Here is a 24,475-nt window from a genome sequence, read left to right on the forward strand (position 1 = left end):
AACCTGATGCAATTAAGACGCAATAGCAACAAGGATATGTTGCTTTCTTCTCCCCACTTTCTGGCCTTGGAACGAAAACGCTAGCGCCTGCTATCATAAATCGACATTCACATTGTCATGAGGAGAGAGCGGCTAGCCAATCGTGCCATTTTCCCAGCGGGAGAGTGTGAGGGGAAGAAATAATAAAGAACCTTCGGTGAACTTCACTTCTTTCGTTTTGTTTTGGTGGAAAGAATGGCAGAACGCGCCCTGGCCCAACGCAATCACTGCGGCACTGTATTCAGGGAAATTATGCTTTTCAAAACTCTCCCCAGGCAGACCGTTATTGGTTTGTGTGCACTATTCGCGTGTACATTTACGGCACTGACCAGTGAAGTGGCCCCGGTTGGCCTCCTGATTGATATGGCTCAAGGGTTTCATATCACAGAAGGTCAAGCAGGACTGGCTGTTAGTGCCTTTGCTCTGATGGTTGCTTTGGGAGCAGTCCCTCTGACCATCCTGACGGCGAAAGTGGACCGTAAGAGACTGATGCTGCTGTCTTTGGGAGGCTACGTGCTTTCCAATCTGATTGCCGCTGTTGCTCCGACCTTTATGATTCTATGTGCGGGGCGTGCGATCGGTGGCATCGCGCATGCGTTGCTGATGTCGATTGTCTCGGCTTATGCCGCACGGCTTGTTCCGCCCAAAATGACTGGGCGCGCTATTTCGTTTGTTTATGGTGGTACATCTTTGGGCTCTATTCTTGGGGTGCCGGGGGCCGCTGCAATCGGACATTTTGCCAGCTGGCGTATCGCGATGCTCGTGATGACTGCCATTGCAGTGTTGCTGACGGTTTGTATTGCTTTCTTTCTGCCGCCAGTCGCAACATCCGGAGATGCGAGCACGAACTTGCCATCGATGGGCTCACGGAAGGCAATGAGGATCTTCCTGATCGTCGTGGCTATTGATGCAATCTTCTTCGTCGCTCACAACATGCTTTATACTTACGTCACTCCATTGCTGCTGGCACATGGTCTTCCCAAGAGTGTTCTCAGCGTTGCTCTGCTCCTGACGGGTGCTGTGAGTATTCTGGGTCTTTGGGCCGCGGGGCAGATTGTGGATCGCTGGCCGGCGGCGGGCATGCTGGCAGGGGGAATGGCGATGCTCATCGGAATGGGCCTGATGTATGGTCACATTCTGTCTGGCTGGGGTTCTGTGGCCTCTGTTGCGCTTTGGTGTACCGGCTATTCAGCACTCATTCCATTCGTCATGTCTGGGGCCATTCGTGCAAGAGCGACCCGCCCGGATGTGGCGGGAGCAGCTATCAACGGCGGTAGTAATCTCGGGATTTTGCTCGGATCAGCGTTGGGTGGTCAGGTGCTGACCTGGAGTGGGTTCAGCGTTTTGACGCCAATCGCTATTGCCATAACGCTTACCGCTATTCTTCTGGCAATTTTCAATCCCGAGGCTTTTCCAAGGATATTGAACTCTTCAGAAGAAGAGACTGCTTCCTGACAATAAAAAGGGGCTCCGAATAGCAATTCGGAGCCCCTTTTTGTCGATTTGGTCTTAGTAGACTGAAAGCCTATCAGAATGATGTCGATAGTGTTCCCATCATCGCGAATGGCGGCATGATGTAATAGGTTGGGGCTGTATCAGCACTGATCTTGTGGCCATAGACGCCTGTCGTTGCCCGGGCATTGTTCGAGAAGTAATAAACGCCACCCAGCTTGTACTGGCCTGTCAGGTTGGTGAAGTTCAGCTTGAACGTCGGCGACTGGGCGATGAAGAACTTTGGCAGATGGTAACCCAGCGTCAGGGAGTCTGAGAAATAAGACGGCATGTACTGATCATTCATAAAGGACGATGCCTGCTTGGACGTGTAATGCACGCTCGCATTCAGGAAGAACGGGCCTTCATTATAGGTTAGGCCAACGCTGCCAGAGAACTTCGGCGACATGACAGCCGTCTTGCCCTTGGTCCGCATATAGTCCACGGAGCCGTCGTCGGCCGTGGTCTGAAGGTTGTTGTCCATCGTCGTGTGCAGGTATTCAAATGCGAAATACGGCTGGAAACGATGGAACAGCGGACGAGTGGACAGCATGACATCCACGCCGCGGATTGTTTCGCCGCCTGCGTTAATTGTCTGGCTAACCTGAACGTCGTTGCTGAACATGTTGACGGACAGCAGACGATTAGAGACGTTCATGTTGAAGAAGCTGATATCCGCCAGGAACAGGTTGTCGTTGTAACGATAACCCAACTCTTCTTTGATCGAATACTGCGGCTTTGCTCCTGCCCCGGATGTCGTCATGACGCCTGTGCTCGTGCTGTAGCGCGAGATCATGTTGATCGGGGAGGGCGCGCGGAAATCGCCTTCAGCATTGATATAAAGCTGATGATGAGGGGCAAAGTTATACGACCAGGAGAAACGCGGCGTTGGCGAAACATAGGTGTGATTGGTGTGGCTGGCCGTGCTGGGCAGGTAATCCTGCCCTTCCAGTGTCATGGACGTCACCTTGATGCCGCCAGTGACGGACATCTTGTGGTTCAGAAGGTGGACGGTGTCTTCCAGAAAGCCTGAGTTCAGGCTGTAGGATCCCAGATAGTCAACGGAATAGTAGATGTTGCCGCTTGTCGTCCGGTAATAGGACGATTTATCCGTATCAGAGGGCTGTGCGCCTGTTGTCTGGTTCATCCGTGACAGGGGAGTGCGCAGGGCATAACGGTATTCTTCATGCCAGTAACCGATCTGCCCGTCATTGTTCTCCGAATGCCAGCCGAGCGCCGCAACAACACCGCCCTGTTGGGTAACGGACATGGAATTCGTTGAGACCGCAGCGCGTGTTGATGTGCTGATCCTGCCATCGCCATTCAGGTCCACCCGTTGCAGGGCTGTCCCGGCGTAGGTCCGGCCTTCCTGCAGGCGGGAAGCACTGTTCAACGTAATGTCAGACCGCTCATAGTAGGGCGAGATGTTCAGCGTAAAGGTGTCGTTCAAGGCGAATTTCATGGGCATGGACACATAGAACTGGTCCTTGTCCGTACCACGAACACCATAATAGCTGCCCGGAGACGTGGCGCTGAACTCGGCATTATAGCTGAGTGGCGTGGAGACCGGGCGGCCATGTTTGTCATTCTGAAAGTTCGCCAGCGTCGGATAGCGGTTCAGGTAGTAGTGCGAGTGGTTGTATCCAGCGAACAGGTCAATGGAACTGCGGTTGCCGATGAGCTTCTGGGCCCGGAAGTCCATATGCTTGCGATCACTGTCCCCCGACCCGCGCCATGCATCGGAATGAGTATTGGAGAACGAGGCATAGCTGGTGATGCCGGTGTGCCCAATCTCACCTGAATCCACACGGATGAAACCGCGTGTTCGGTTGAAAGAGCCATAGCTGCCGGAAACCAGACCGCCAAACTTTCTGGAAGGAGCACGGGTTGTAATGCTCAGGGCACCGGCGCCAGCCGAGGTCAGCGGGTCTTCTACGGAAATGGAGCCAGGGCTCATGCTTTCCGAAGAGATATTGTTGCTGTCGATGTAGTTCTGAACAAAGTTTGAGGCCGAAGACGTACCGCCGTTTGCGATTGGCATGCCGTTCAGCATGATGCCGATATCGTTGTCATACAGACCGCGGCTCTGCATGGACCCGCCTTCGTTGCCGCTCGGGTCTGGCGTGGTGATATTCACGCTTGGCAGATTGCTGATCAGGTCCAGCGGGCTGCTCGTCGGGCTCTGCATTTCGATGTAGTTCTGCGTCACGGTCTGCACAGCGCGGGATGCTGTTTCGGCGCGCATCATGCCGCCACCCGGCTGATGATGTGTTCCTGTGACACTGATGGACTCTTTGCCGGCTTCGACTTCAGTACGGGCAGCGTGTGCACGATGCTTGGAGGGCTCTGTTGCCGCAGAGGAGGCGGCATAGGCTGTTGGAACAGTGACCGAGAGGCCGCTCAGAAACGTGGCTGCTGCAAGGGCTTTCTTTCCCGGTCCGAAAAGAGCGTTAAGCGGAACGGAGATTCCGGAACGGCTGGAGCGGTTGGGAGAGAAAGTACAGGAAGACATTTCTGGGACTCATTCTGCAGGAGACTAACGCTTCGATAGCGTTATGAATTTGGTAAGCGAAGATAAAGGAGAGAATTATAAGAACATTCCAAAGAAAAAATTGATAGTTTCAATTTTTGTCTGAGGGGCTGTTTTGCGTCAGGAGCGACGCGTCAGCAGGGGCTTGGCCAGAAGGACACTCATGAAGGAAATAATGGCCGTCAGGATCATATAAAGCGCTGGCGCATGGTTCATGCCGCTCCAGGCAATCAGGGCGGCGTTGGTCATGGGAGCAAGGCCTCCGAACAGCACCACGCCGAATGAATACCCCATCGTTAGTCCACGGCCTCGCCGTTCGCTGGGAAAGATCTGTCCGATGAAACCATCGAGTGCCGCAAAGTAGAAAAGCCCACTGAGATTGAAGATCAGCGGCATCAGCAGAACTGTGATCGGAGCAACGCGGATCAACTGGAATGCAGGTAATGGAAGAAGGATCAGAAAAGCGCAGGACAGAAGCATGGGGCGGATGCTGTGTGTTCTGTCGAAGCGGTCTGCCAGTTTCCAGCGCAAGGGGGTGAAAAGCAGCTGCCCGCCATAGGTCAGGAGTGGCGCAAGGGATGTGCTGATATTGGAGAGACTGTACTGGCTGCGGGCATAATGCGGCATGTAAAGGCCGAGATAGGTAATGCCGCTCCCCAGTGCGACAGATCCCATGATGAGCGTGGTACGCAGGATTGTATCGGACTGGAAAAAGGGAGCAACGACTGGCGGCGGAGCAAGCTGCGCCGGTGGTGCGCGGCTGTTCAGAACAAGGCGCAGGATCAAGCCCCCCATGCCTACAGCTGCGCCAAGTCCTGTAGCGATACGAAAGGCGTAGTCGTTGAACGCTGCTGTCGGGAGGCAGAGGTTCAGAAGAAGGACTACGGTTGCTGCGCAGAGGGAGGCCGTAATTTGCCCGATAGCCTGCCAGCTTGCGGCACGGGCTTCATGGTGAGGTGCATGCTCGATCAGGAAAGATGTTGCGCTGCCAAATTCGCCGCCAAGTGAAAAGCCGTGAATGAGGCGCGCCACGACAATCAGAACTGGTGCTGCAATACCAATGGTGGCGTAAGGCGGCGTCACGGTGAGGAGCACGCTGCCAACCGCCATGAGAAGAATGCAGATCATCATGGTGGGGACGCGACCCCGCCGATCTGCATAATTGCCGAGAACGATAGCTCCGAGCGGGCGTGCAAGCAGGGTCAGGCCGAATGTTGCGAGAGATAGCCCGAGTTGCGACAGCGGAAGCCCTGATGGAAAGAAGGTGCGTCCAATCGAAGCGGAAAAATACGCGTAAATGACGAAGTCGTAGTACTCAATGATATTGCCAATGATCGAAGCAATAACAGCCTGATCTGGCTTTTTTTGAAACAGGGCAACCCTCTTCGCCATCAACCCTGGATGCCCCCAAGTTGCTGGATCAGGAACTGGATGAATGAGCGGAGGGTCGGCGCGCTGTAGCGTTCCTTGTGATACAGGAGATAAATAGGCCGGGACGGAAGCGTATAGTCTGGAAGAAGGGCTTGGAGTTTTCCGTCCCGGATATCTTCGCGCACCAGGTCTGAGGGCAGCATGGCAACCCCCATGCCTGATAAGGCGGCACGGCGCATGGCCTGCGTGTTATTGAAAAGGCCCTTGCGGTTCATTTCTATCGAGACATGCCCCTGCGGTCCTTCAAAGTGCCATTCCCGTCTGGCCCAATGCCAGGGGGATGCTGGCGTATAGGAAAAGGCTAAGGCGTCATGTGTTGCCAGTTGCTGGGGCGTAAGGAGTTCCTCACGGCGCGAAAGATACGCAGGGGACGCGCAGAGCGTCATGGTGTAATTGGCAAGCCGACGACAGATCAGGGATGAGGGCTCCGGCACGCCCAGTCTGATGGCGATATCGAACTTCTCGTGCGTAAGATCGACGCTGCGTTCCGTCAGGACGAGGTCGATATCCACGGAGGGATGCTCGCTGAGGTAATCCGCGATGCAGGGCGTGATGCTTTGTGTGCCATACGTGACCGGAGCGGTAATTCTCAGGGTTCCGGAAGGGAGGCTCTGGGCAGCTTCCGCCATCCGTTCCGTCTCGTCCAGCATGCTGAGAATCTTCTGGCACTTGGCGAAATAGACGGCCCCAAATGCGGTCAGGCTCTGTCGGCGTGTCGTGCGTCTCAGCAGACTTGTGCCCAAACGTTCTTCCAGCAGGCGCACGTAATTGCCCACCATTGTGGGTGAGATGCCGCACCGCTCTGCGGCAGACGTCATGCTTCCTGTTTCAACGACCGCGATAAAGGTCGTCATGGCCTGAAAAACGTTCATTGCAAACCGCAGGTTAGTAATTATCGCACCATAACAGCATTTATCGAAGAGATCGAAGACCGTAACGGTTTGACGTAGATGCTCCCGATCAGGAACTGAAGGTTGATGTTTTCCATGCGTATCAGAAGTGCGGCTCTCTCCCAAAGAAAGCTTTCTGCCAGAACTCCGGTTCTTGTCGGCCTGCTTGGAGCAACGGCCCTCGGACTGAGCGCCTGTGCACATCAGCTTCAACCTGTTCAGCCTGTATCCCAGCCCACAGTGGCCCATGATTTTATGGCTGCCACAGCCAATCCCATGGCGTCTCGTGCCGCTTCTGATGTTTTGCAGAAGGGTGGAAGCGCCGTTGATGCTGCCATTGCGGCCCAGATGGTTCTTGCCGTGGTGGAGCCCCAGGCTTCCGGTCTGGGTGGTGGTTCCACCATCCTGTACTGGGACAAGGCCGCTGATCGTCTGAGCTTCTTTGATGGTCTCGCCAGTGCGCCGTCTGGTATGCATCGGGACTACATGCATGACCGCAATGGCGTCCGGATTCCTGAAGCAATATTGCAGCGGACGGGCCGTGTCGTCGGCGTCCCTGGAACCTTGCGAACGCTGGCACTTTTGCATGAGCGCTATGGCAAGCTGCCGTGGAGCGATCTTTTCCAGCCAGCAATTTCAGCTGCCCGGGGTGGTTTTCCGCTTGCCGGATATTTGCATCTCGTCCTGACCGAACGTCCGGAGCTCGCGAAAGAACCGCAGTTTTCGGCATATTTTGATGGCAGCGGTCAGCCTCTGCCTAAAGGCACGATCCTGCACAATGCCGATCTGGCAGGTACGCTCGAACATGTGGCGCATGATGGAGCGGAGTATTTCTATACGGGCGCTTTTGCGAAAAAGCTGTCCTCTGCGGTTACGAGTGGCGCTTATCCCGGAGCGCTGTCTCCTGCGGATTTAAAGAACTACAAGGTGCGCGAGCGAGCCCCTCTGTGCGTTACGGCCTTTAATCGTCGCATTTGCTCCGCGGCTCCCCCGGTTGCGGGCGGACTGTCCGTTCTGCAACAGCTTGCCATTCTGGATCGTCTGAACATTGGTCAGTACAAGCCGGGCAGTGTGGAAGCCGCCCACTTGCTGCTTGAAGCCTCCCGTCTGGCCGAGGCCGATCGCCGGAAATATGCTGCTGATCCGGATTACACGCGAGTGGATACGGCAGCCATGCTTGATCCAGCGTATCTCGATCGCCGGGCAAAGCTTGTTTCAACGGGTGAAGCGGCCAGCCGCGTGGTGGCAGGGCAACTTGCCGGGAAGCTGGCGCTTTTGCCATCGTCCGACCCTATGACTGTGCCTGCAACAACGCATCTGTCCATCCGTGATGCATCTGGCAATGCGCTGTCTTTCACAACCACGATCAATTTGAATTTCGGATCGGATATCATTGTGGATGGTGTCGTCCTGAATAATGCCATCACGAATTTTGCGTCCCATCCTTTCGTGAATGGGCAGCCTGCGGCTAATATCGCAGCACCGGGGAAGCGTCCTATCACCACCATGTCTCCAACCATCGTCTTTGGGCAGAACGGGCAGCCTGAAGTCATCGTTGGTGCAGGCGGTGGTGCCCGGATTATTGACTCCGTCGTGCAGACGCTGGTGGGCTATCTGGCGTGGGGACAAAATATCCGCACGGCTATTGAGCAGCCTCGGATTGGCGCCCAGAACCATGCCGAGGAACTGGAGCAGGGCACATCTGCCGCCGGGCTTGCGTCCGCTTTGAGTGCCATGGGGCATCACCCGAAAATTGACGTCATGAATGCCGCCGTGCAGGGCATCACCATTCATCCGGACGGCCTTACGGGCTGGGGTGACCCGCACCGTGACGGCGTGGCCGTCGGTCAGTAATATCTGCCTCGATCTGCTGGAGACCACAATGAAGCTTTCTTTCCGCGCTGCCCTCAGCGCTGCCACACTCCTGTCTCTCGCGGCCTGCGCCGAACCTGCCCAGACTGCAAAGCCTGCAGTTGTGGCAGAGGTAGATCGTGCTCTGGGTGATGGCGGGGTCAGCGATTTTTACACACCGCCCGCTCAGGTGCCGGCAACGGTGGGTCAGATGATCCGCACGCAGCCGATTACCGATCGTCCGCTGCCGGAGAATGCAGGCCAGGCCGTGCGGACGCTCTACACGTCCATCAGTGGGGTGAATGCTCCTGATCCCGTCACGGTTTCCGGTCAGATCATCTTTCCCAAGGGTACGCCCCCTAAAGATGGCTGGCCTGTTGTGGCATGGGAGCACGGAACGACAGGGATTGCGGATATCTGCGCCCCATCCTGGCGGGGATATCTCTCCCGGGATCGTGCCTATCTGGATCATTGGCTGAAGGCGGGCTTTGCCGTTGTGGCCAGCGATTATCAAGGACTGGGAACACCGGGGCCGCATCCGTATCTGATGTACCGGCCGGAAGGCTACAGCGTTCTGAACGGGTTGCGCGCCGCTCTGGCTCAGTACAAGGGCACGCTTCAGAACCGTATCATTCTTGTTGGTCAGTCGCAGGGCGGTGGCGCTGCGTTGGGTACGGCGTGGCTTTCCCCGAAATATGCACCGGATCTGCATGTCCTTGGAACGGTTGCAACAGGCGTCGTAACGCAATTCAAGCTGCCGGATCATCCCAAGCATGAGCCGCTTCCACGCCTGAATGTCGAACCACCGCACATGGCTGCGGCTTTTGGTATCCTGACGATTGAGGGATCGCGGAAGAGCCTGCATCCTGAGGTGGATGTCCGTGCGAACATGACGGATAAGGGCAAAGATCTGTCTCATCAGGCCCGTCAGACCTGCCTTGGCGATCTGTTCCGGTATACGGAAGCGCATGATATCACCGAAGACAATGCGTACGCAGGTGATACATCCAGGCTCGAAGCTGACTTTCAGGACGCGTTCACCATCCCGGATGCGCACATGACGATGCCGGTTTTCGTAGGCACTGGTCTTGCCGATAATGAAGCTGGTGTGGCCCAGCAGTACAACGCTGTGGCGGCCATGTGTGACGCAGGCACGAACGTAACCTGGAAGACCTATTCGGGGCTGACTCACAACGGGGCAGTGAATGGCTCTGCGGCTGATTCTGTTCCGTTTGCGCTGGCGCTGCTGAAAGGCCATCATCCGAAAGGAAACTGTGCAACGATCAAGCCCGTTTCCGAAGTGGAGAAGGCATTGCCGGGAATTCGCTGGAACAACTGAGTTCTGTCGGCCTGTGCGTTCTCCCGTCTGGGAAAGGAACGTTTATGCCGACGCTTGAAATCTGTGTTGAAGATGCCGTTGGGTTGCAGACAGCCCAGCGGCCCGGCGTCTCGCGGATTGAACTGTGTTCCGCTCTGGCGCTGGGTGGCCTGACCCCTTCGGCAGGGCTGATGCACCTTGCTGCAAAATCCAAGGTTCCGGTTTATGCCATGATCCGCCCCCGAGAGGGCGGCTTTGTGTTTGCCGAAGCGGAAATTGATCAGATGCTGGCGGACATTGATGCCGCCCGTGCAGCAGGGCTGGCCGGTGTGGTTCTCGGCGCGTCTCTGGACGATCATACGCTCGATATCGCGACCCTGAAGCGTCTGTCTGAAGCCGCCGGTTCAATGGGCCGCACGCTTCACCGCGTCTTTGACCTCACGCCTAACCCGCTCATGGCCGTGGATCAGGCAGTTGAGTTGGGTTTTGAGAGAATACTGACGTCCGGGCAGGCAATTAGCGCCCCCAAGGGACATTCTGTTCTGAAGAATATTGTGCATCACGCCGCCGGACGTATCGAAATCATGGCGGGCAGTGGTGTGCGTGTCGGGAACGCGCGCGATCTTCTGCGCGACACAGGTGTCACCAGTCTTCATGCCTCCTGCCGGGGGCCATCTGTCGGGCAGGCCTGTCGCGTCTGGGACCTGGGGTTTGGGCGACTGGCATCCCGAACCAGTGGTCGCATCATCGACCAGATGCTGGCCATTCTGGCGGAGGAGACAACAGCGCAGACTGTCTGAGATGTCAGAGCTGGTGTGCGAGCGCTGCCCGAAGTTTCAGTGGCGTGTTGGTCACCAGAATATCAATCGGCAGAAAATGCGCCTGGTGCGCGCCTTCACTCGGTGAAACGGCATCCATTATTGCGGTTGGGCCGAGCAGATCTGTGACGATAACAGCGCCCTTTGCGTGGGCGGCTTGGAAAAGAGATGGTGGAGAATTTTGCGGGATATACGCTGCAAACTGTCTGCCAGCGGCCATTCCGGCATATGCTTCCAGATCCTGCGGTTGTGTGACGAGGACGGAAATGAGCGCCTTGGGGTCAGCAGCAAAGGCTTCCCGGGCCTGCTGTTTTTTGAATGTCAGCACCACAATCCGCTCTGACAGACCTCTCTGCTGAACGGGTTGCAAGGCATCATGAGGCGAGACATCTTTGATATCGAGCATCAGAAGGGCATCGGGTGTTGCAGCGGCCCATTGCAGCACCTTGTCGTAGGTAGGAACAGGGTCGCGGGGTGTCCCATGCCCATTCCTGAGTCGTAGCGTCGCGATCCTTGCATCGTTCAGGGCGCTGAAGAGGCCGTGCCCCGTTGTGACACGATCCACCTCTCGATCATGCATCAGCATGATGGTGCCGTCGGCCGTTTTGGCGAGATCAATTTCCATCATGAATGGACCTGCCTGATGGGTCTGGCGCATCTGGGTAAGGCTGTTTTCTGTTCCTGAAGGGCTGGTCCAACCGCGATGCGCACAGATTAACGGTCTGGCGCGCAGATAAGGTTTCAGATCCTGGGCCCTGACCATGGAAGAATACATGAGGCCAACAAGAATTGCTGTGCTTTTCGTCAGGACTGTCCTGCGTTGCATGGTCTGCCCTTCGAGCGAGTGATGTTTGGGTAAAATACAGGGTCTGTCAGGGCGATAAAAATGCTCTGGCTGCCTGCATTCTGTGCTGGCGGCTCCTATCGGGACTGGCTACAGAATTCAGTCCGAATTGCTGTGGAAAAGGAATAACCGGAATGACCGTTTCAGTCATGCTGTATGGCATCAAGGCTTGTGACACCATGAAGAAAGCCCGGCTCTGGCTGGACGATCATGGGATCGATTATGCGTTCCATGATTACAAGAAGGACGGGATCTCAGATGCTGTGCTGGAAGGCTGGGTTCGTCAGGTGGGCTGGGATGTGTTGCTGAACAAGGCTGGGACGACGTTTCGCAAACTGGCACCGGAGCAGAAGGACGATCTGACACAGGATAAAGCTGTGGCTCTGATGCTGGCACAACCTTCCATGATCAAACGGCCTGTTCTGGAACGTGCGGGTAAGATCGTGCGCGTGGGCTTCAAGCCTACTGAGTACGAAGAAACCTTTGCTGGCTGAACCTGCTGTTCAGGGCGTCAGGTTCAGCATCTTGATCTTGCGATGAAGTGTGGAGCGACTGATGCCAAGTGCGCGAGCCGCTGCGCTGACATTGCCCTGTGTCGTGGCGAGGGCCGAACGTATGACGTGGACTTCGGCTTTGCGGAAACTCAGCTCATCCTCTGAATCCAGGAAGTTCATCAGGGCAGGAAGATGCTCCAGTTCGCCTGCTGGCCAGTGCATACGCTCCCGGCTTGCATGGGTGGCACCCTGCACATGCCCATCGGCGTTCAGCGCGACCAGCGGCGTTGAACTTGCCGTCGCCAGCCCCAGCGTAATGATCGTCTCGTTTGGGAAGAATTCCCGGAACAGTCTTTCTTCGATTTTGCGTGCCGTGGTCGTCATTGTCTCCATCAGCAGGCCCGCAAACGGCAGGATATCGTTCCCTGCGAAAGAGCAGATGTTAAGGACGCCCGCCAGCTTTCCACTGGCATTGTAAAGCGGCGCGGCAATACCGGTCAGGCCCCGGAAGCACAGACGCCAGTGCTGGCTTTGCAGCACCATGACGGGCTTTTTTTCCTGCAGGCACGTTCCAATGCTGTTCGTCCCGGCATTGGCTTCATCCCAGAGGGCCCCGGCCTGAAAGCCCCAGCGACGGCAGCCGGTCAGATCTTCACGGCTGGTCTGACGTGACAGAACAACGCCGTTCGCATCCGCCAGCATCACGGTAAAGCCAAGTGCCATCACCATCGTATGCAGACGCTCCATTTCTGGCAGGGCATGCTGGATCAGAAGGCGCGTGCGGTTACTGATGAAACGCAGTTCCGGCGGGCTCAGAAGGCGCGTTTCCCACCGCTCCGCCGGGTCAAGATTGTAGCTGGTGGAGCACCGGATCCATGACTCGGACAGACCGGCCTGTGGCGTAATACCGGTCATGAGTGTCTCTCGTTTTTCAGATGTGTCTCAGAACTGCGACAGGTGACGACGATATAGTCACAATCGGGTGAAAGAGATCCGATCATGGATGGCATCGCGCGGGCTGTGGAAGGAACAAGGCTGTCAGAGTGCGTGACTGACCGGTGCCCGTGTCTTTCAAACGAAAGTTTCGTCCGCCGGTAGCTCTCGCCTTTCTGTTGTAACGCTCTTGGCGAGGGGTTGGATGCATGGATGAGAAACAAGCTTTTCAAGACAACCATCCGGCCGGCAGGGAAAGACCTGCGCAGCAGTTTTCTGCCCTCGCACAGTCATATGGGGGACGGATCATATCCTGCTCCTTAAGCGATTAAGAGAGACAAAATATTTCAGAAAAAGTGGTTTTCCATATTTTTGAAAAACGAGGTGTCATGTCTTCTTCTCTCCAGAGGGTGCTGTCTCCAGTAACCTCTATCCTGCTCGCGCTTGTGGGGCTGTTCCTGTTGGGTGGGGGCGGTTATCTGCTCGTGCTCGGTGGGTCCTGGTTCTATGCGCTGGCTGGTCTCGTCATGCTTGCGGCGGCTGCCGTCAGCCTGAAGAACCCGTCTCAGGCAGGCCGTATTTATGCAGGTCTGCTGCTGGTTGCCACGATCTGGTCTGTTGTTGAAGTCGGCTTCAACATCTGGGGGCTGGAAGTTCGTCTGTTCACTCTGGTTGGCATTGCCTGCTGGATGCTTCTGCCGTGGGTCTGGCGCTCCAATGCGTCCTGGGCTGCGGACAAGCGCGAACTGGCCGGTTCTGCGGCCATCGCCGTTGTGGCGATCGTTGCAAGCTGCTTCACGTCCTATTCCATCAATGGCACGCTTCCGGCAGAGCGTATGGCTGCATCTGGCCAGGTTGACGAAACCGGCAAGGACACGCCTGCTGCGGATTGGCCTGCTTATGGCCGGACGGTGGGCGGTGATCGTTACAGCCCGTTGGGTCAGATCACGCCTGCCAACATCAGCAACCTGAAGCGCGCCTGGGTTACCCAGACGGGTGACGTCCAGAAGGCTGACGAAGGTGTTGTGGCCGGTCCGGATCAAGGCCACGAGTTTAACCTCGAGGTTACCCCGATCAAGGTTGATGACACGCTCTACCTTTGCACGCCGCATAACTGGGTCATGGCCCTTGATGCCGCAACGGGCAAGGTGAAGTGGAAGTTCGATCCGAAGCCTGCTGCTGAAGATCTGGCTGCCAATGTTTATCTCGCCTGCCGCGGCGTCTCCTATTACAAGGCTCCGGACGACTATACCGCTCCTGATGGCTCCAAGGCCTGCCAGAAGCGTATCTTCTCCCCGGTTGGTGACGTTCGTCTTCTTGCTGTCGATGCTGAAACAGGCAAGCCCTGTGAAGACTTCGGCGAGCACGGCTTCATCTCCCTGCGCCAGTATCTTGGTCATGTGCCGCATGGCTTCCACTTCGTGACGTCTCCGCCGCTGGTGGTGAAGGATCGTGTGGTTCTTGGTGGCTGGATCTTTGATAACCAGGCGAACTTCGAACCGTCCGGTGCAATCCGTGCGTTCAACCCGATTTCCGGTGAGATCGAGTGGGCATGGGATGCCGGTCACAACCCGGAAAACTGGAAGCCCGGCCCGAACGACGAGCTGACGCGTGACACCCCGAATGCATGGGGCGTTTACACGGCAGATGAGAACCTCGGCCTGCTTTACCTGCCGATGGGTAACTCCCCACCAGATAACTGGGGTGGTTCACGCCGTCCGTTCGACGACGCAACCTCCAGTGCAACGATTGCTCTCGACATCGAAACCGGTGAGCGTCGCTGGACTTTCCAGACCGTGCATCACGATCTGTGGGACATGGATCTGGCCATTGGCCCGTCGATGGTTGATCTGCCAGGCCCGAACGGTGAAACCGTCCCGGCTCTGATCCAGACCACGAAGCGCGGTGAGTTCTTCGTTTTGGACCGTCGCACAGGCAAGCCTGTTCCGGGTTATCCGGTTGAGGAACGTCCGGTTCCGACTGCTGGTGTTGCTGCAGACGATCACGTGTCTCCGACACAGCCGTTTGCTGTTGGTCTGCCGTCTCTGACGCCGCCTGACCTGAAGGAAAGCGACATGTGGGGCGCGACGCTGCTGGATCAGATGATCTGCCGCATCCAGTTCCGTCAGTCTGCTTATGAAGGTCAGTTCACGCCGCCGCATGTTGGCAAGACGACAATCGTCTATCCGGCATTCTATGGTGTGGTTGACTGGCAGGGTGCGTCCATCGACCCGCAGCGCAAGCTGCTGATCGCCAACGCCAGCTACCTGCCGTTCCGTATCCGTTTGGAAAAGCGTAACCACGCTGAATCCGCGGGTATCCTGCCGAAGTGGGATGGCAAGGGTGACAAGCCTGAAGCCAAGGGCGATGCGCTTAGTGTCTCTCCTGACTACGGTACGCCTTATATCGCTTACACCAGCCCGTGGCTGAACCCGCTTCAGATCCCCTGCAAGGGACCAGTCTGGGGTACGATCACCGCTATCGATCTGGTGACAAAGAAGATTGTCTGGCAGCACCCGGTTGGTACGACGCGCGACACCGGTCCTTTCCGGACGCATAACAACCTTCCGCTTCCGACCGGCATGTACAACATCGGTGGCAGTGTCATCACCAAGGGTGGCGTATCCTTCATGGGTGCGACAGCTGACGATTACCTGCGTGCCTTTGATGTCTCGACCGGTAAGGTCATCTGGCGTGACCGTCTGCCGGCTGGTGGACAGGCAACCCCGATGTCCTATCAAATCGGCGGGAAGCAGTATGTTTTGATTGCCGCTGGTGGTCATGGGGGCCTTGGCACCCGCAGCGGTGACTATATCATCGCTTATACGATTGACGGACAGCAGGGCGCAGCCGCGCACTGATCTGACCGGATTACTGCTGGAGCGTGTCCTTTAGGGTATGCGCTCCACGCTCTACTTCTTCGACGGAAATAAATGTCATGTCTCGCAAAACCTGGACCGGAGGGTGTCTCCGGGCCCTGAGTATCCTATTGCCCGCGTCATCCCTTCTGCCAGCAGTTGCGGTCCATGCAGCCGATATTCCACTGGCCATCATCGGCCCGCACGAATACGACCTGCCGGTAGATTTCAAACCTTTCAACGTGCTCGTGCAATACGGAGACGGGAACGTTGCCGGCAATACCTATGACAGTGGTGGCCGGCGTCAGCCCACAGGCGGAAGCCACACTTGGGCAGGCATGACGAAGTACGTGCATTTCCGCAGCTTCGATGCTCTGCCGCATGTCGGTTTTGCGTTTGAAGTCATTCAGTCGGAAAGCTTCGTTCTGGCACAGGGCAAGGATTACGGTGGCCTCGGTCCGACAATCGTGGGCCCTGCTGTCTGGTTCAAGCCGAATGCTCACAGCACCTTCGGTATCCAGACCTTCATGCAGACGCCAGTTGGCACACGGGATGCGTTGTCCCCGAGCTACTGGTCAAACCTGTCCAGCTTCATGTTCGATTATGAATGGAAGCATTTCAGCTTCGATGGCGATCTGGGTGCAATTGTAGCATCCACGAAGCACAAGACAGGCGAGCACAGCTACTCGCCAGGGACGGTCTTTCATTCCAACCTGCGTTTCAGCTGGAAAGCGAGCAAGATTGTTGAGCCGTTCTTTGCATTCGACTGGCAGAACACAGCCGGAATGCGGGACAACACTGCCAACAGTTGGGTCAGTGAATCCAGTGGGCGTGAAGTCGCACTGGGTGTGGGCGCCATGGTCAATATTTCCAAGCGCGTCTCATTAACTGGTCGGTATTCTCATTCTGTCGATGGCAGAAACGTGCCTGAGACGAATGCGTATTACATGAAGCTTGTCTATCTCTGGTAAAGATGGCTTATCCCGTCTGAGCAGTATTCTCGGACGGGGTGCCGCCTCCTAGAGGCCCAGTGTTTGCCGGGCAAGGCAACACGCTGCCAGATCCCACGCAGCACAGCCGACACTCTTGAAAAATACCGGACCTTCCGGTTTTTCTTTGCCGGATAGGTAAGCGGCCAGAGGTTGGACCTCTTCCCAGTTTTTCCCTGCCTGAATGATGTCTCCCGCCTCTGACGGTGCACCAACGGGATCATCCACAATACAGGTACTTCCGTTGACGATGGCCGGACCAATTTCAATCATTTCCGGTCGATAAGCCCCCACACCAATAATCAGTCGCGTAGACTTTGGCGGCGCGTCGTACAGAACACTTTGGCTGCTGGTCACGGTGACGACCACATCCGGGTCGCAGGCTTCGTCATCGTTGCGAAGCCTCAGGGCAGGGTATGCGTCGCTTCCTGTCAGCGCGGCTACGCTCTCACGGGAGCGGCCACGAATGTAAACCGTGAGGCCCGGATAAAGCACATTCAGCGCTTCCAGATGAGCTTTGGCCTGTACGCCTGTACCAATGAGAAGAACCGTTTCCAGAGTGTCTGGGCGAAAGCAATCCAACCCCAGCATGGAGATGGCGGCGGTTCGTCGCTCCGTTGTAGCAACGCCGTCCAATGCGAACAGAAACTGTCCATCGACAGCATCCATGCACATGACTTGCCCCTGAATAGCAGGAAGGCTGCGTGCGGAGTTGCCAGAATAAAGGGTCAGAAGTTTTGTCGTGAGAATATCAGGCGCGCACGCAACCATGGACATGACCGTCCCGGAGCGATCAAGCGTTGGCACAACCATGCGTTCAGGACAGGAGATCTGCCCGGCATGATAGTCCTGACCTGCTTTCCGAAGTGTTTCTACGAGAGCGGGAAAGGGGAGCAGTTTTCGCGTTTCGGCGGCGGTCAAAGTCTTCATGGAGCACCTTCCTGCTGTTGTCTGGAAGATGCCCCGTTTTGGCTTGAAGATGAAGGGATGGCGAGAGAGCGTCCCTGTCTGGGTTAAGCAGCAGCTTTTGGACGGAACCGGGCTGTCGAGATATCGCATTCGTAAGCGGCCGCGACCGAATAAGGATCAAGCGCCAGCTCATCGACAGCATCGAGAATGCGTTCGACTTTGGCATCATCCATCAGCACGCTGAAGTTCAGGCGCGTCCAGCCGGGCTTCTCGATTTCCTGCCCAGATAGAATGGCCTGACGAATTGCATCTGAGGCCGCTTCGTCAATGTCGAGCAGGCGATGTGCATACGGTCCTGCACAAGCGCATCCGCCACGCACCTGAATGCCGTAGCGGTCCGACAGCATGCGCGTGAAAAGCTGCTGGTGGATGAAGCCACCTGTGCTTTCGTCCCGGACCTGGAAGGAGAAGATGGGCAGGGCTTCAGCTGTGGCGTGACCAAGAATGCGGATATTCGGGTTTTTGCTCCAACGGGCAACGGCGCGGGCGCGAAGTTCCGCATTGCGGTCGCTCATGAAAGTCTGGCCGATGACGTCCTTGACGATGAAGGCCAGTGCCGCGCGGATGTCTCCGACCACATCTGGTGTTCCACTCTCTTCGAGAGCCGCAAGGCTGGTGGTGTAGTCATGGTTCCAGGGGGACACGAACCGCACAGTTCCTCCGCCTGGAAGAACCGGGCCGCACCGCGTCACTACGTCATTGCGGACGATCAGGACGCCTGAGGCTGCCGGGCCACCGATAAACTTGTGACAGGACACTGCCACGGCATCTTTTTCGAAAGGCGTGCCCGGCTTCATGTCGATGGGAAGATACGGAGCGGCACCCGCATAATCCCAGATCGCCAGAGCCCCGTGCTTTTTCAGAAGTTCCGTTACGGCATCTACATCCGTCATGATGCCGGTGACGTTCGACGCTGCGGAGAAAGAGCCGACTTTCAGGCGCCCTTCGTCGCAGGTGATTAATGCCTGTTTAAGAATGGCCAGATCTGGACCACCATTCTCGGCTTCCGGGATCTCGATGATCTCGGCGCCACTTTCCCGCCAGGGGAGGATGTTGGAGTGATGCTCATACGGGCCAATGAAAATGATCGGACGATTTCCAGCAGCACAGCGGGCAGGGATTTCCAGCAGATGTACGAGACGGTTCAGGCCTGCTGTTGCGCCGTTGCCCATGAAAATGGTCGTGAAACGATCCTTTGGGGCATGGCAAAGCCGAGCAATTGCGTCACGGGCGGCATTCCGCATTCGCGTCATGTACGCCCCACACAAAGACGCTTCAGTGTGGCTGTTGGCATAGTAGGGAAGAACTTCGTTCATGACGAATGTTTCGACCTGAACAAGCGCGCGGCCTGAAGCGACATAATCTGCATAAAGAAGCGACTGAACACCAAAGGGGCTCATGAACTTCGTGCCGTCTCCAAGGACGCCCTTGCGGAGGGCGTCGCGGCCACCTGCACGGAGCATTTTCTCAAATTGCTCCAGCGCTGTTGCACTGTTGTCGAGACTGCCGATCGTTTCCATGATGCCCTGTCCTCTTACCTGATCTCGTCAGAGGAAAATATCTCAATGGCGGATAGGAAACTGTCTCTTTCTTGTAGACGAAAACCGGTTTTTTGTTGTCATTTACATCATTATGAGCAGAATCATCGATCAAACGGACCGTGCCATCCTTCGCATTCTCCAGAAGCAGGGGACGCCGTCCCAGCGTGAACTGGCTGAACAGGTTGGCCTTTCCCAGAATGCCTGCTGGAGGCGCCTGAACGCCCTGCGGGAAAGTGGAATCATCAGCCACGATACCGTCCGTCTCAATGCTCAGGCGCTTGGCCTGACATTGACGGTCTTTGTGCTGATGAGGACACGTCATCATTCACACGAATGGTTTGAAACGTTCCGCAAAGTGGTCGTTTCGATCCCAAACATCGTTGATTTTTACCGGATTGCCGGTGAGTATGATTATCTTCTCAAGGTCGTGGCATGCGACATGAACGATTTCGACCGTGTCTATCAGCAGATCATCAGCAAGGTCGAGCTGGATGCCATCACCTCATACATGACCATGGAAACCCTGGCAGATAACCGGGATCTTCCAGTCTGACACAGACCACGGACAAGGACACTTCATGACCCAGACAGATCAGCTCGCCCAAAGTCTCCGGACGAGACATGTTGTCATGATTGCCTTGGGCGGGGTGATTGGTGCTGGGTTTTTCATCGGCTGCTCGGCTGCCCTGTCGATGGGTGGACCAGCCGTCATCGTGTCATACGTTCTGGCGGGACTTCTGGTCTGGCTTGTAAACGGCATGATGCGAGACCTTGCTTCACAGACACCAGGGCGTGCGTCCTTTCTCGGACAGATCCGCCATGCTCTTGGGGATCGCTTCGGTTTTGTCGCAGGCTGGACCTACTGGCTGACCTGGGTGACGGTCATTGGCGTTGAAGCCATCGCCGTAACATCCATGCTCGCGCCCTATATCCCGGTTCCCTATGCCGTTCTGGAACTCCTTATTCTGGGCGTGATGACCGCCATCAATCTGTTGTCTGTCAAAGGGTACGGTGAGTTCGAGTACTGGTTTTCAGCCATCAAAGTGGCTGCCATCGTGCTTTTCATCGGAATTGGTATCTGGGCGTTCGGGGCGCATTCCATCCCCGTGCAGGAAAACCTGTTTGCGCATGGCGGTATTATGCCTCACGGCTTAATGGCGCTTCTCGCCGTTATTCCAACAGTGCTTTTCTCGATGGGTGGGAGTGAAATTGCGACGGTGGCCGCAGTTGAGTCCGACAACACGGAAGTGAACATTGCCCGCGCAACACGGACCATTCCTCTTCGCATTGGTGGCTTTTACCTTGTTACCATCTCGATGATTCTGTGCCTTGTGCCCTGGAGTGACATCGTACCTGGACAGTCACCATTTTTGTTGGTTCTGAACCGGTTTCATGTGCCTTTCGCCGGGTTGGCAATGGGCATTGTCATTCTCGTAGCGGCGCTTTCCAGCCTGAACTCCGGGATTTACGTCACCTCGCGCATTCTGTTCGAACTGGCTGAACAGGGAGATGCTCCTGCAGTCTTTCTGGCGGTTGAGCCTAAAACGCAGCTTCCCCGTCGCGCGCTTCTCGCCAGTGTCGGAAGTGCCATTCTTGTGGCGGTGACAGCTGTTCTGTCGCCGGGCGTTATTTTTGCTGTTCTTGTCAGCCTCACAGGCGGGTTCATGCTTTTCAACAACGCCCTGCTGGTTCTGGGACGGTTGAAGCTGATGCCTCAGAAAGCATTTGGGGCCTATGTGGCGCTTGCGCTGATTGGTCTGGCGATCATTGCCATGATGATTCAGGCTGAGACCCGTTCACAAATCGAAATGGGCGCTTTTGCGATTGTTGTCATCCTGTTGGCAGAGCGTTTTCTGCCACGAGGGAAAAAGATTCAAAACAGCACGCCCTGAGCAGGTTTGTGGGGAACATCCGTCCCCATATCTTTCAGGATCCATGCGCGCAGGACAGCTAGAATGGCGTCTTGATCGTTACGAGACAGAGGCTTCCCTGCGGGAATTCCATGCCACTTCGCCAGACATCCCCGGCAGCATGAGCCCGTTGCATGCTGTGCGATGAAGACCGGATGCCCTCGCATCGGCGTCTGCTTTCCGTCCTGCGCCGGCCATGCAGGTGCCAGACGATCCCGGATGAAGGCTGTGCCATGTTCCATGACAGCATCCAGCCCACGATTTTCCAGATAAAGGCGTGCCTGTTCATCCAGATGAAACCGTGCCCGAAAACTGGACTTTTGAAGTCGGAGGAGAAGATCCTGAGGAGCAGAACCGGTCAAGACGGACCAACCTTCTGAAAATACATAAAAAAATGCTGTGAGGGCTGCTGCACCCTCTGTGAGAACATCTGTTCTTACTCCATATGGTGCGGCATGGACGCTTTTCCGAGACGCACCCGAACTGATTCTTCAGCCAATGATATGGCTGCCATGCCAGTCCTGTCGCCGCTTCAGGTTCAGGATCTGTTCATGGCCCGGCTGGATGAGATCTGCGGACGGTTTGAAGAATGGAGTTTTCCTCTCGCGGTAGAGGGGCAACTGGGCGATGTCGCGCCTAATGCGTACAAGAAATATTATCAGCTTCCTCTGATCGACCCGCAGCTTGGAACGTCCATCTCTCTGGAAGCAACCAAACTGGTTCTCGCAGCGGCAGATGTGCGCGCTGGAGATCATGTGCGAGTGACAGGTTTTCTGCGCGCTCGTCATCTGCGCGGGCAGGTTGCCCTGCGGTTTGAAGTGCTTACCGTTGAGCCGCATGACCCTGGTCGCCAGAAAGTGGATCGGGCAGAGCGATCCCTGCTGGATGTTCTGAGAGGGTTGAACTGGCAGTTTCAGCCCTATCCCGAGCGCCGGGACGCCAGACTGCTTCTGATTCATTCTGCATCTTCCAATGCGCTGGTTTCGGAAGATTTTCTTCAGGCACTGGGGGGCGGGTGGCGTCCGGAGCGTATTCGAGCACTCCCCGTGGCCATGACGGATCCACACCGCATTGCCGATGCCATCGGTACGTGTCGGGAAGACATTATTGTCCTGATCCGTGGCGGTGGAGATGCTTCTGATTTCGCGGTGTTCGAGCATCCGCTCGTGTTGGAAGCGCTCTCCAACTGTGTGGCGCACCGTGTTCTGGGCGTCGGACATACTGCTAATCGGACACTGGCGGAACGGCTGGTGGATCATTCTGCAACGACGCCTGCGGATGCGGGGCACTATATTCGCAAGATGAGCGGTCGTGTGTGGCAGCGGCAGGAGGAGGAGCGTGCGCAGCAGGAAGAAATTGTGGCACTCCGGGAGAGTGCAACGTCCATGGCCGCTATTCCGGTTGGGGCACCATTGGGAGTTCGCTTGCGGAACGGCCTGATTCTGCTGGCTCTGGGCCTATTGGCCGGTCTGGTTCTGGCCCGTATCCTCTAAAAATCAGAGGAACGTTTGTAATTCTGGTGCAACGTTTTCCAGATCGCTCCGCCCCTTTTCAGAGAGCAGAGCGATGACGCGTGCTACATCTCGCAGTGCGCACTTGGGATGGCGAATAAACCAGGCACAGAACCCATTGAAAGAAAGGCCTTCCGGTGTATCGGTGGCTGGAAGGGGCGGGAGATCCAGAGAAATCTTCTCGTCGGCGACCACGAAGTGAAACAACGTGTCGGCAAGGCTGCTCTCGTCCTCGAAAACAAATGTGTTGGCGTCAATCCAACGTATTTTCAGGACGGGGCGGAGAAGAGACTGGTTCGCCAGTTGAACAGGATGTCCGTTTAAAGACGCGAGCATGAGGATTTCAGGATGGCTGTCTTGATAGATGGCGGCCAGTTTTTCCGTCGTTTGTATGTTCTGATCGTTTGATAAGCCGGGAAATCCATCTTCACCGACGAGCAGAAAATTGCCTGCTCCGTCCCGAATAAAACCAGTCCGTGTGCGTGTTGGCAGAGGAGCCGTCTGAGGTGTCAGAAGAAGACGTTCTCTTGCGGATGGCAGGACACGATGAAAAGAAAATCGCTCGTGCTGGCCATGGTCCGGCATGGAACTTCCTGCATCCGGAAGCGCGGGTAAGGCCATGGAAGGATCTTGGTGCAGCCGATCCAGAAGGTCTGCCAGCCCTCGATAGGCTTGTGCATCCATAAAGTCATGCCGGATTACGGACACATCAGGCAGTCTCCGTCTCGGAGAGAGATCTTCCTCATCCCGGCAGAAATAATGTTCGGCAAGGTGAGGGGGCATGTCCGGGTCTCCCGCCCAGACATAATGAAGAATGCGCGCTCCTTCCCACGAGACGGGGAGACCTGGGCCAGCCTGATCGACTGGTGTGCCATCTGGGCGGACAATGCGTTGGGGAGAGAAATCCGGAGACAGAACGTCCATCAGGACCGGGAGATTTTCTGTCTGTGCAAATAGCCGGGCCATTCCATTGTCAGGGAAGGTGGAAGCACTGCGGTAGGAAGATGCCTGAATCACAGATCCGGCCGGGACTGGCTCGAGAGGTTTGCCGTAAACGCACCAGTTAATGGCAATGGCATCAGCATCTCCTGCCGTCACAAGGAGATTGTCCAGCGTTGTGTCCGGATCGAGGAATTCATCAACGTCCAGAACCAGCAGCCAATCCTGTTCCCGCCCTACCAGACGAACGGCTTCGGCTGTCAGAACCTGACGAAGCTCATGAGGGGAGAGGTCATCCGTTCTGGCGAATTCATGAAATTCAACCGGGCCGATATGTTCTGCGGTGAGGGCGATGGCCTGCGTATTGTCTGTGGAGCCCGCATCGAGCACGAGAATGCGCTCGAACCCAAGTGCCAGATGCCATAGCAGCCACTCCTTCAGGAGAGGAGCGGCATTATGGGTCAGAACGGCGCAGGCTGCACTTGGCATAATGGTATGTTTCCGTGGTGGCTGGTCAGCGTACGTCCACACGGATCAGCGGATGCTGGACCGATGGATCGGTGAGAGCATGCATCTCGATCTGGATAGGCTGGGCGCCCGCCGTGCTGATTCTGTGGGCGACTGGTTCCAGATCCGTTTGTGTAGCCTCCGTCATGGCCTTGGCCTGCGCTGCCGGATCAGACTGGAGCGGAACCAGAAGCCTGACGATGAACAGGACGTTTTCCTTGCGGGCCAACGCTGACTTAACAGCCTGATCCACAACAGGTCCGTACTCGGATTCCGGAGTCCCGCCCTCGATCTGCAGGAATGGCGGTTTCGCTTTCGGGGCGGGGGGCGGTGGCGGGATATATGGCTGGGGCGGTTTGCCAGCCTGCGGGTTGAACGTGCGCTGATCAACCAGTTTGCACCCGGCAAGCAGGGGCGTAGCCAGCAGGATGCAGCCTGCCAGAGAAAGGGCGCGTGGAGCCATGATGCCTCGGGGCGAACGAAAATGTCGGACAAATGCAGCCATATTGCGCGGGACCGTCGCAGGAACGGAGGGTTTCGGCAAGATTAAGAGCATCAAGTTCATGAAAAACTATGCCAACCCCCTGTTGCTTCGCTGTGGCGGTGCTATGG

At 56.3% G+C, this 24,475-nt stretch carries 20 protein-coding genes; 10 read left to right on the forward strand and 10 right to left on the reverse strand.

Annotated elements, in window-relative coordinates:
• Positions 1 to 291 precede the first annotated feature (291 nt).
• The gene (locus KP702_RS08640) at positions 292 to 1,494 is read left to right on the forward strand and encodes an MFS transporter (protein WP_202208352.1); all 1,203 of its coding nucleotides are present in this window, start codon (positions 292 to 294) and stop codon (positions 1,492 to 1,494) included.
• 73 nt (positions 1,495 to 1,567) lie between these two features.
• On the opposite strand, the gene KP702_RS08645 is transcribed toward KP702_RS08640, so the two are convergent.
• From KP702_RS08645 to KP702_RS08655, 3 genes are all read right to left on the reverse strand, one after another.
• Complete coding sequence (locus KP702_RS08645; RefSeq protein WP_215768786.1) at positions 1,568 to 4,042, reverse strand: TonB-dependent receptor; 2,475 nt, start codon at positions 4,040 to 4,042, stop codon at positions 1,568 to 1,570.
• Positions 4,043 to 4,180: 138 nt separating this feature from the next.
• A complete protein-coding gene (locus tag KP702_RS08650) occupies positions 4,181 to 5,452 on the reverse strand; it encodes an MFS transporter (protein WP_215768787.1) in 1,272 nt (423 codons plus the stop codon).
• Positions 5,452 to 6,345: a LysR family transcriptional regulator gene (locus tag KP702_RS08655; protein WP_237390066.1), complete on the reverse strand. Its 894-nt coding sequence runs from the start codon at positions 6,343 to 6,345 to the stop codon at positions 5,452 to 5,454. Before KP702_RS08655 ends, KP702_RS08650 begins: the two co-directional genes overlap by 1 nt.
• A gap of 123 nt (positions 6,346 to 6,468) precedes the next feature.
• Here KP702_RS08655 and ggt point away from each other — a divergent pair, with 123 nt between their 5' ends.
• Genes ggt through KP702_RS08670 form a run of 3 tightly spaced genes read left to right on the forward strand, consistent with a single transcriptional unit; the run spans position 6,469 to position 10,350 of the window.
• The gene (ggt, locus tag KP702_RS08660; RefSeq protein WP_237390065.1) at positions 6,469 to 8,235 is read left to right on the forward strand and encodes a gamma-glutamyltransferase; all 1,767 of its coding nucleotides are present in this window, start codon (positions 6,469 to 6,471) and stop codon (positions 8,233 to 8,235) included.
• 28 nt (positions 8,236 to 8,263) lie between these two features.
• On the forward strand, positions 8,264 to 9,571 hold the full coding sequence (locus KP702_RS08665; RefSeq protein ID WP_215768788.1) for a lipase family protein: 1,308 nt from the start codon (positions 8,264 to 8,266) through the stop codon (positions 9,569 to 9,571).
• Between the two features lie 44 nt (positions 9,572 to 9,615).
• Positions 9,616 to 10,350 (forward strand): copper homeostasis protein CutC, encoded by a 735-nt coding sequence (locus KP702_RS08670; RefSeq protein WP_215768789.1) that lies wholly within the window; start codon positions 9,616 to 9,618, stop codon positions 10,348 to 10,350.
• Positions 10,351 to 10,354: 4 nt separating this feature from the next.
• Here KP702_RS08670 and KP702_RS08675 read toward each other — a convergent pair whose 3' ends face one another.
• Complete coding sequence (locus tag KP702_RS08675) at positions 10,355 to 11,194, reverse strand: glycerophosphodiester phosphodiesterase family protein (protein WP_215768790.1); 840 nt, start codon at positions 11,192 to 11,194, stop codon at positions 10,355 to 10,357.
• Positions 11,195 to 11,346: 152 nt separating this feature from the next.
• Between KP702_RS08675 and KP702_RS08680 the strand changes: the two genes are divergently transcribed.
• Positions 11,347 to 11,706 carry an ArsC family reductase gene (locus KP702_RS08680; protein WP_215768791.1) on the forward strand — a complete coding sequence of 120 codons (360 nt, stop codon included), beginning with the start codon at positions 11,347 to 11,349 and terminating at the stop codon, positions 11,704 to 11,706.
• A gap of 9 nt (positions 11,707 to 11,715) precedes the next feature.
• On the opposite strand, the gene KP702_RS08685 is transcribed toward KP702_RS08680, so the two are convergent.
• A complete protein-coding gene (locus tag KP702_RS08685) occupies positions 11,716 to 12,621 on the reverse strand; it encodes a helix-turn-helix domain-containing protein (protein ID WP_215768792.1) in 906 nt (301 codons plus the stop codon).
• A gap of 407 nt (positions 12,622 to 13,028) precedes the next feature.
• On the opposite strand from KP702_RS08685, the gene KP702_RS08690 reads away from it, so the two are divergent.
• Together KP702_RS08690 and KP702_RS08695 are read left to right on the forward strand one after the other, a co-directional pair.
• Positions 13,029 to 15,500 carry a membrane-bound PQQ-dependent dehydrogenase, glucose/quinate/shikimate family gene (locus KP702_RS08690; protein ID WP_202208342.1) on the forward strand — a complete coding sequence of 824 codons (2,472 nt, stop codon included), beginning with the start codon at positions 13,029 to 13,031 and terminating at the stop codon, positions 15,498 to 15,500.
• A 77-nt stretch (positions 15,501 to 15,577) separates the two neighbouring features.
• Complete coding sequence (locus KP702_RS08695; protein ID WP_202208341.1) at positions 15,578 to 16,468, forward strand: transporter; 891 nt, start codon at positions 15,578 to 15,580, stop codon at positions 16,466 to 16,468.
• A gap of 48 nt (positions 16,469 to 16,516) precedes the next feature.
• Here the strand turns inward: KP702_RS08695 and KP702_RS08700 are convergent, their stop codons facing one another.
• Both KP702_RS08700 and KP702_RS08705 read right to left on the reverse strand, forming a co-directional pair.
• The gene (locus KP702_RS08700; RefSeq protein ID WP_202208340.1) at positions 16,517 to 17,416 is read right to left on the reverse strand and encodes a delta(1)-pyrroline-2-carboxylate reductase family protein; all 900 of its coding nucleotides are present in this window, start codon (positions 17,414 to 17,416) and stop codon (positions 16,517 to 16,519) included.
• An 83-nt stretch (positions 17,417 to 17,499) separates the two neighbouring features.
• Entirely contained in the window at positions 17,500 to 18,975 is a 1,476-nt protein-coding gene (locus KP702_RS08705; RefSeq protein WP_202208339.1) for an aminotransferase class V-fold PLP-dependent enzyme, read from the reverse strand.
• A 112-nt stretch (positions 18,976 to 19,087) separates the two neighbouring features.
• Here KP702_RS08705 and KP702_RS08710 point away from each other — a divergent pair, with 112 nt between their 5' ends.
• Positions 19,088 to 19,549 carry an Lrp/AsnC family transcriptional regulator gene (locus KP702_RS08710; protein ID WP_046900845.1) on the forward strand — a complete coding sequence of 154 codons (462 nt, stop codon included), beginning with the start codon at positions 19,088 to 19,090 and terminating at the stop codon, positions 19,547 to 19,549.
• A gap of 25 nt (positions 19,550 to 19,574) precedes the next feature.
• Complete coding sequence (locus tag KP702_RS08715; protein ID WP_202208338.1) at positions 19,575 to 20,888, forward strand: amino acid permease; 1,314 nt, start codon at positions 19,575 to 19,577, stop codon at positions 20,886 to 20,888.
• On the opposite strand, the gene KP702_RS08720 is transcribed toward KP702_RS08715, so the two are convergent.
• A complete protein-coding gene (locus KP702_RS08720; protein WP_202208337.1) occupies positions 20,870 to 21,268 on the reverse strand; it encodes a DUF4186 domain-containing protein in 399 nt (132 codons plus the stop codon). The genes KP702_RS08715 and KP702_RS08720 overlap by 19 nt on opposite strands.
• A gap of 93 nt (positions 21,269 to 21,361) precedes the next feature.
• Here KP702_RS08720 and KP702_RS08725 point away from each other — a divergent pair, with 93 nt between their 5' ends.
• Positions 21,362 to 22,399, forward strand: coding sequence for an exodeoxyribonuclease VII large subunit (locus tag KP702_RS08725; protein ID WP_202208336.1), 1,038 nt, complete (start codon positions 21,362 to 21,364; stop codon positions 22,397 to 22,399).
• 3 nt (positions 22,400 to 22,402) lie between these two features.
• Here the strand turns inward: KP702_RS08725 and KP702_RS08730 are convergent, their stop codons facing one another.
• Positions 22,403 to 23,845 carry a glycosyltransferase family 2 protein gene (locus KP702_RS08730; protein ID WP_202208335.1) on the reverse strand — a complete coding sequence of 481 codons (1,443 nt, stop codon included), beginning with the start codon at positions 23,843 to 23,845 and terminating at the stop codon, positions 22,403 to 22,405.
• Between the two features lie 25 nt (positions 23,846 to 23,870).
• The gene (locus KP702_RS08735) at positions 23,871 to 24,326 is read right to left on the reverse strand and encodes a hypothetical protein (protein WP_252348631.1); all 456 of its coding nucleotides are present in this window, start codon (positions 24,324 to 24,326) and stop codon (positions 23,871 to 23,873) included.
• Between the last annotated feature and the right edge of the window lie 149 nt (positions 24,327 to 24,475).

The sequence above is a fragment of the Gluconobacter sp. P5B12 genome, assembly GCF_018812035.1.
Taxonomy (GTDB): Bacteria; Pseudomonadota; Alphaproteobacteria; order Acetobacterales; family Acetobacteraceae; genus Gluconobacter.

What these genes read in the sequence shown, in the direction of transcription:
- KP702_RS08640 (WP_202208352.1), top strand. Translation starts at nt 292, where the DNA reads ATGCTTTTCAAAACTCTCCCCAGGCAGACCGTTATTGGTTTGTGTGCA.
- KP702_RS08645 (WP_215768786.1), bottom strand. Translation starts at nt 4,042, where the DNA reads ATGTCTTCCTGTACTTTCTCTCCCAACCGCTCCAGCCGTTCCGGAATC.
- KP702_RS08650 (WP_215768787.1), bottom strand. Translation starts at nt 5,452, where the DNA reads ATGGCGAAGAGGGTTGCCCTGTTTCAAAAAAAGCCAGATCAGGCTGTT.
- KP702_RS08655 (WP_237390066.1), bottom strand. Translation starts at nt 6,345, where the DNA reads ATGACGACCTTTATCGCGGTCGTTGAAACAGGAAGCATGACGTCTGCC.
- ggt (WP_237390065.1), top strand. Translation starts at nt 6,469, where the DNA reads ATGTTTTCCATGCGTATCAGAAGTGCGGCTCTCTCCCAAAGAAAGCTT.
- KP702_RS08665 (WP_215768788.1), top strand. Translation starts at nt 8,264, where the DNA reads ATGAAGCTTTCTTTCCGCGCTGCCCTCAGCGCTGCCACACTCCTGTCT.
- KP702_RS08670 (WP_215768789.1), top strand. Translation starts at nt 9,616, where the DNA reads ATGCCGACGCTTGAAATCTGTGTTGAAGATGCCGTTGGGTTGCAGACA.
- KP702_RS08675 (WP_215768790.1), bottom strand. Translation starts at nt 11,194, where the DNA reads ATGCAACGCAGGACAGTCCTGACGAAAAGCACAGCAATTCTTGTTGGC.
- KP702_RS08680 (WP_215768791.1), top strand. Translation starts at nt 11,347, where the DNA reads ATGACCGTTTCAGTCATGCTGTATGGCATCAAGGCTTGTGACACCATG.
- KP702_RS08685 (WP_215768792.1), bottom strand. Translation starts at nt 12,621, where the DNA reads ATGACCGGTATTACGCCACAGGCCGGTCTGTCCGAGTCATGGATCCGG.
- KP702_RS08690 (WP_202208342.1), top strand. Translation starts at nt 13,029, where the DNA reads ATGTCTTCTTCTCTCCAGAGGGTGCTGTCTCCAGTAACCTCTATCCTG.
- KP702_RS08695 (WP_202208341.1), top strand. Translation starts at nt 15,578, where the DNA reads ATGTCTCGCAAAACCTGGACCGGAGGGTGTCTCCGGGCCCTGAGTATC.
- KP702_RS08700 (WP_202208340.1), bottom strand. Translation starts at nt 17,416, where the DNA reads ATGAAGACTTTGACCGCCGCCGAAACGCGAAAACTGCTCCCCTTTCCC.
- KP702_RS08705 (WP_202208339.1), bottom strand. Translation starts at nt 18,975, where the DNA reads ATGGAAACGATCGGCAGTCTCGACAACAGTGCAACAGCGCTGGAGCAA.
- KP702_RS08710 (WP_046900845.1), top strand. Translation starts at nt 19,088, where the DNA reads ATGAGCAGAATCATCGATCAAACGGACCGTGCCATCCTTCGCATTCTC.
- KP702_RS08715 (WP_202208338.1), top strand. Translation starts at nt 19,575, where the DNA reads ATGACCCAGACAGATCAGCTCGCCCAAAGTCTCCGGACGAGACATGTT.
- KP702_RS08725 (WP_202208336.1), top strand. Translation starts at nt 21,362, where the DNA reads ATGGACGCTTTTCCGAGACGCACCCGAACTGATTCTTCAGCCAATGAT.
- KP702_RS08730 (WP_202208335.1), bottom strand. Translation starts at nt 23,845, where the DNA reads ATGCCAAGTGCAGCCTGCGCCGTTCTGACCCATAATGCCGCTCCTCTC.
- KP702_RS08735 (WP_252348631.1), bottom strand. Translation starts at nt 24,326, where the DNA reads ATGGCTCCACGCGCCCTTTCTCTGGCAGGCTGCATCCTGCTGGCTACG.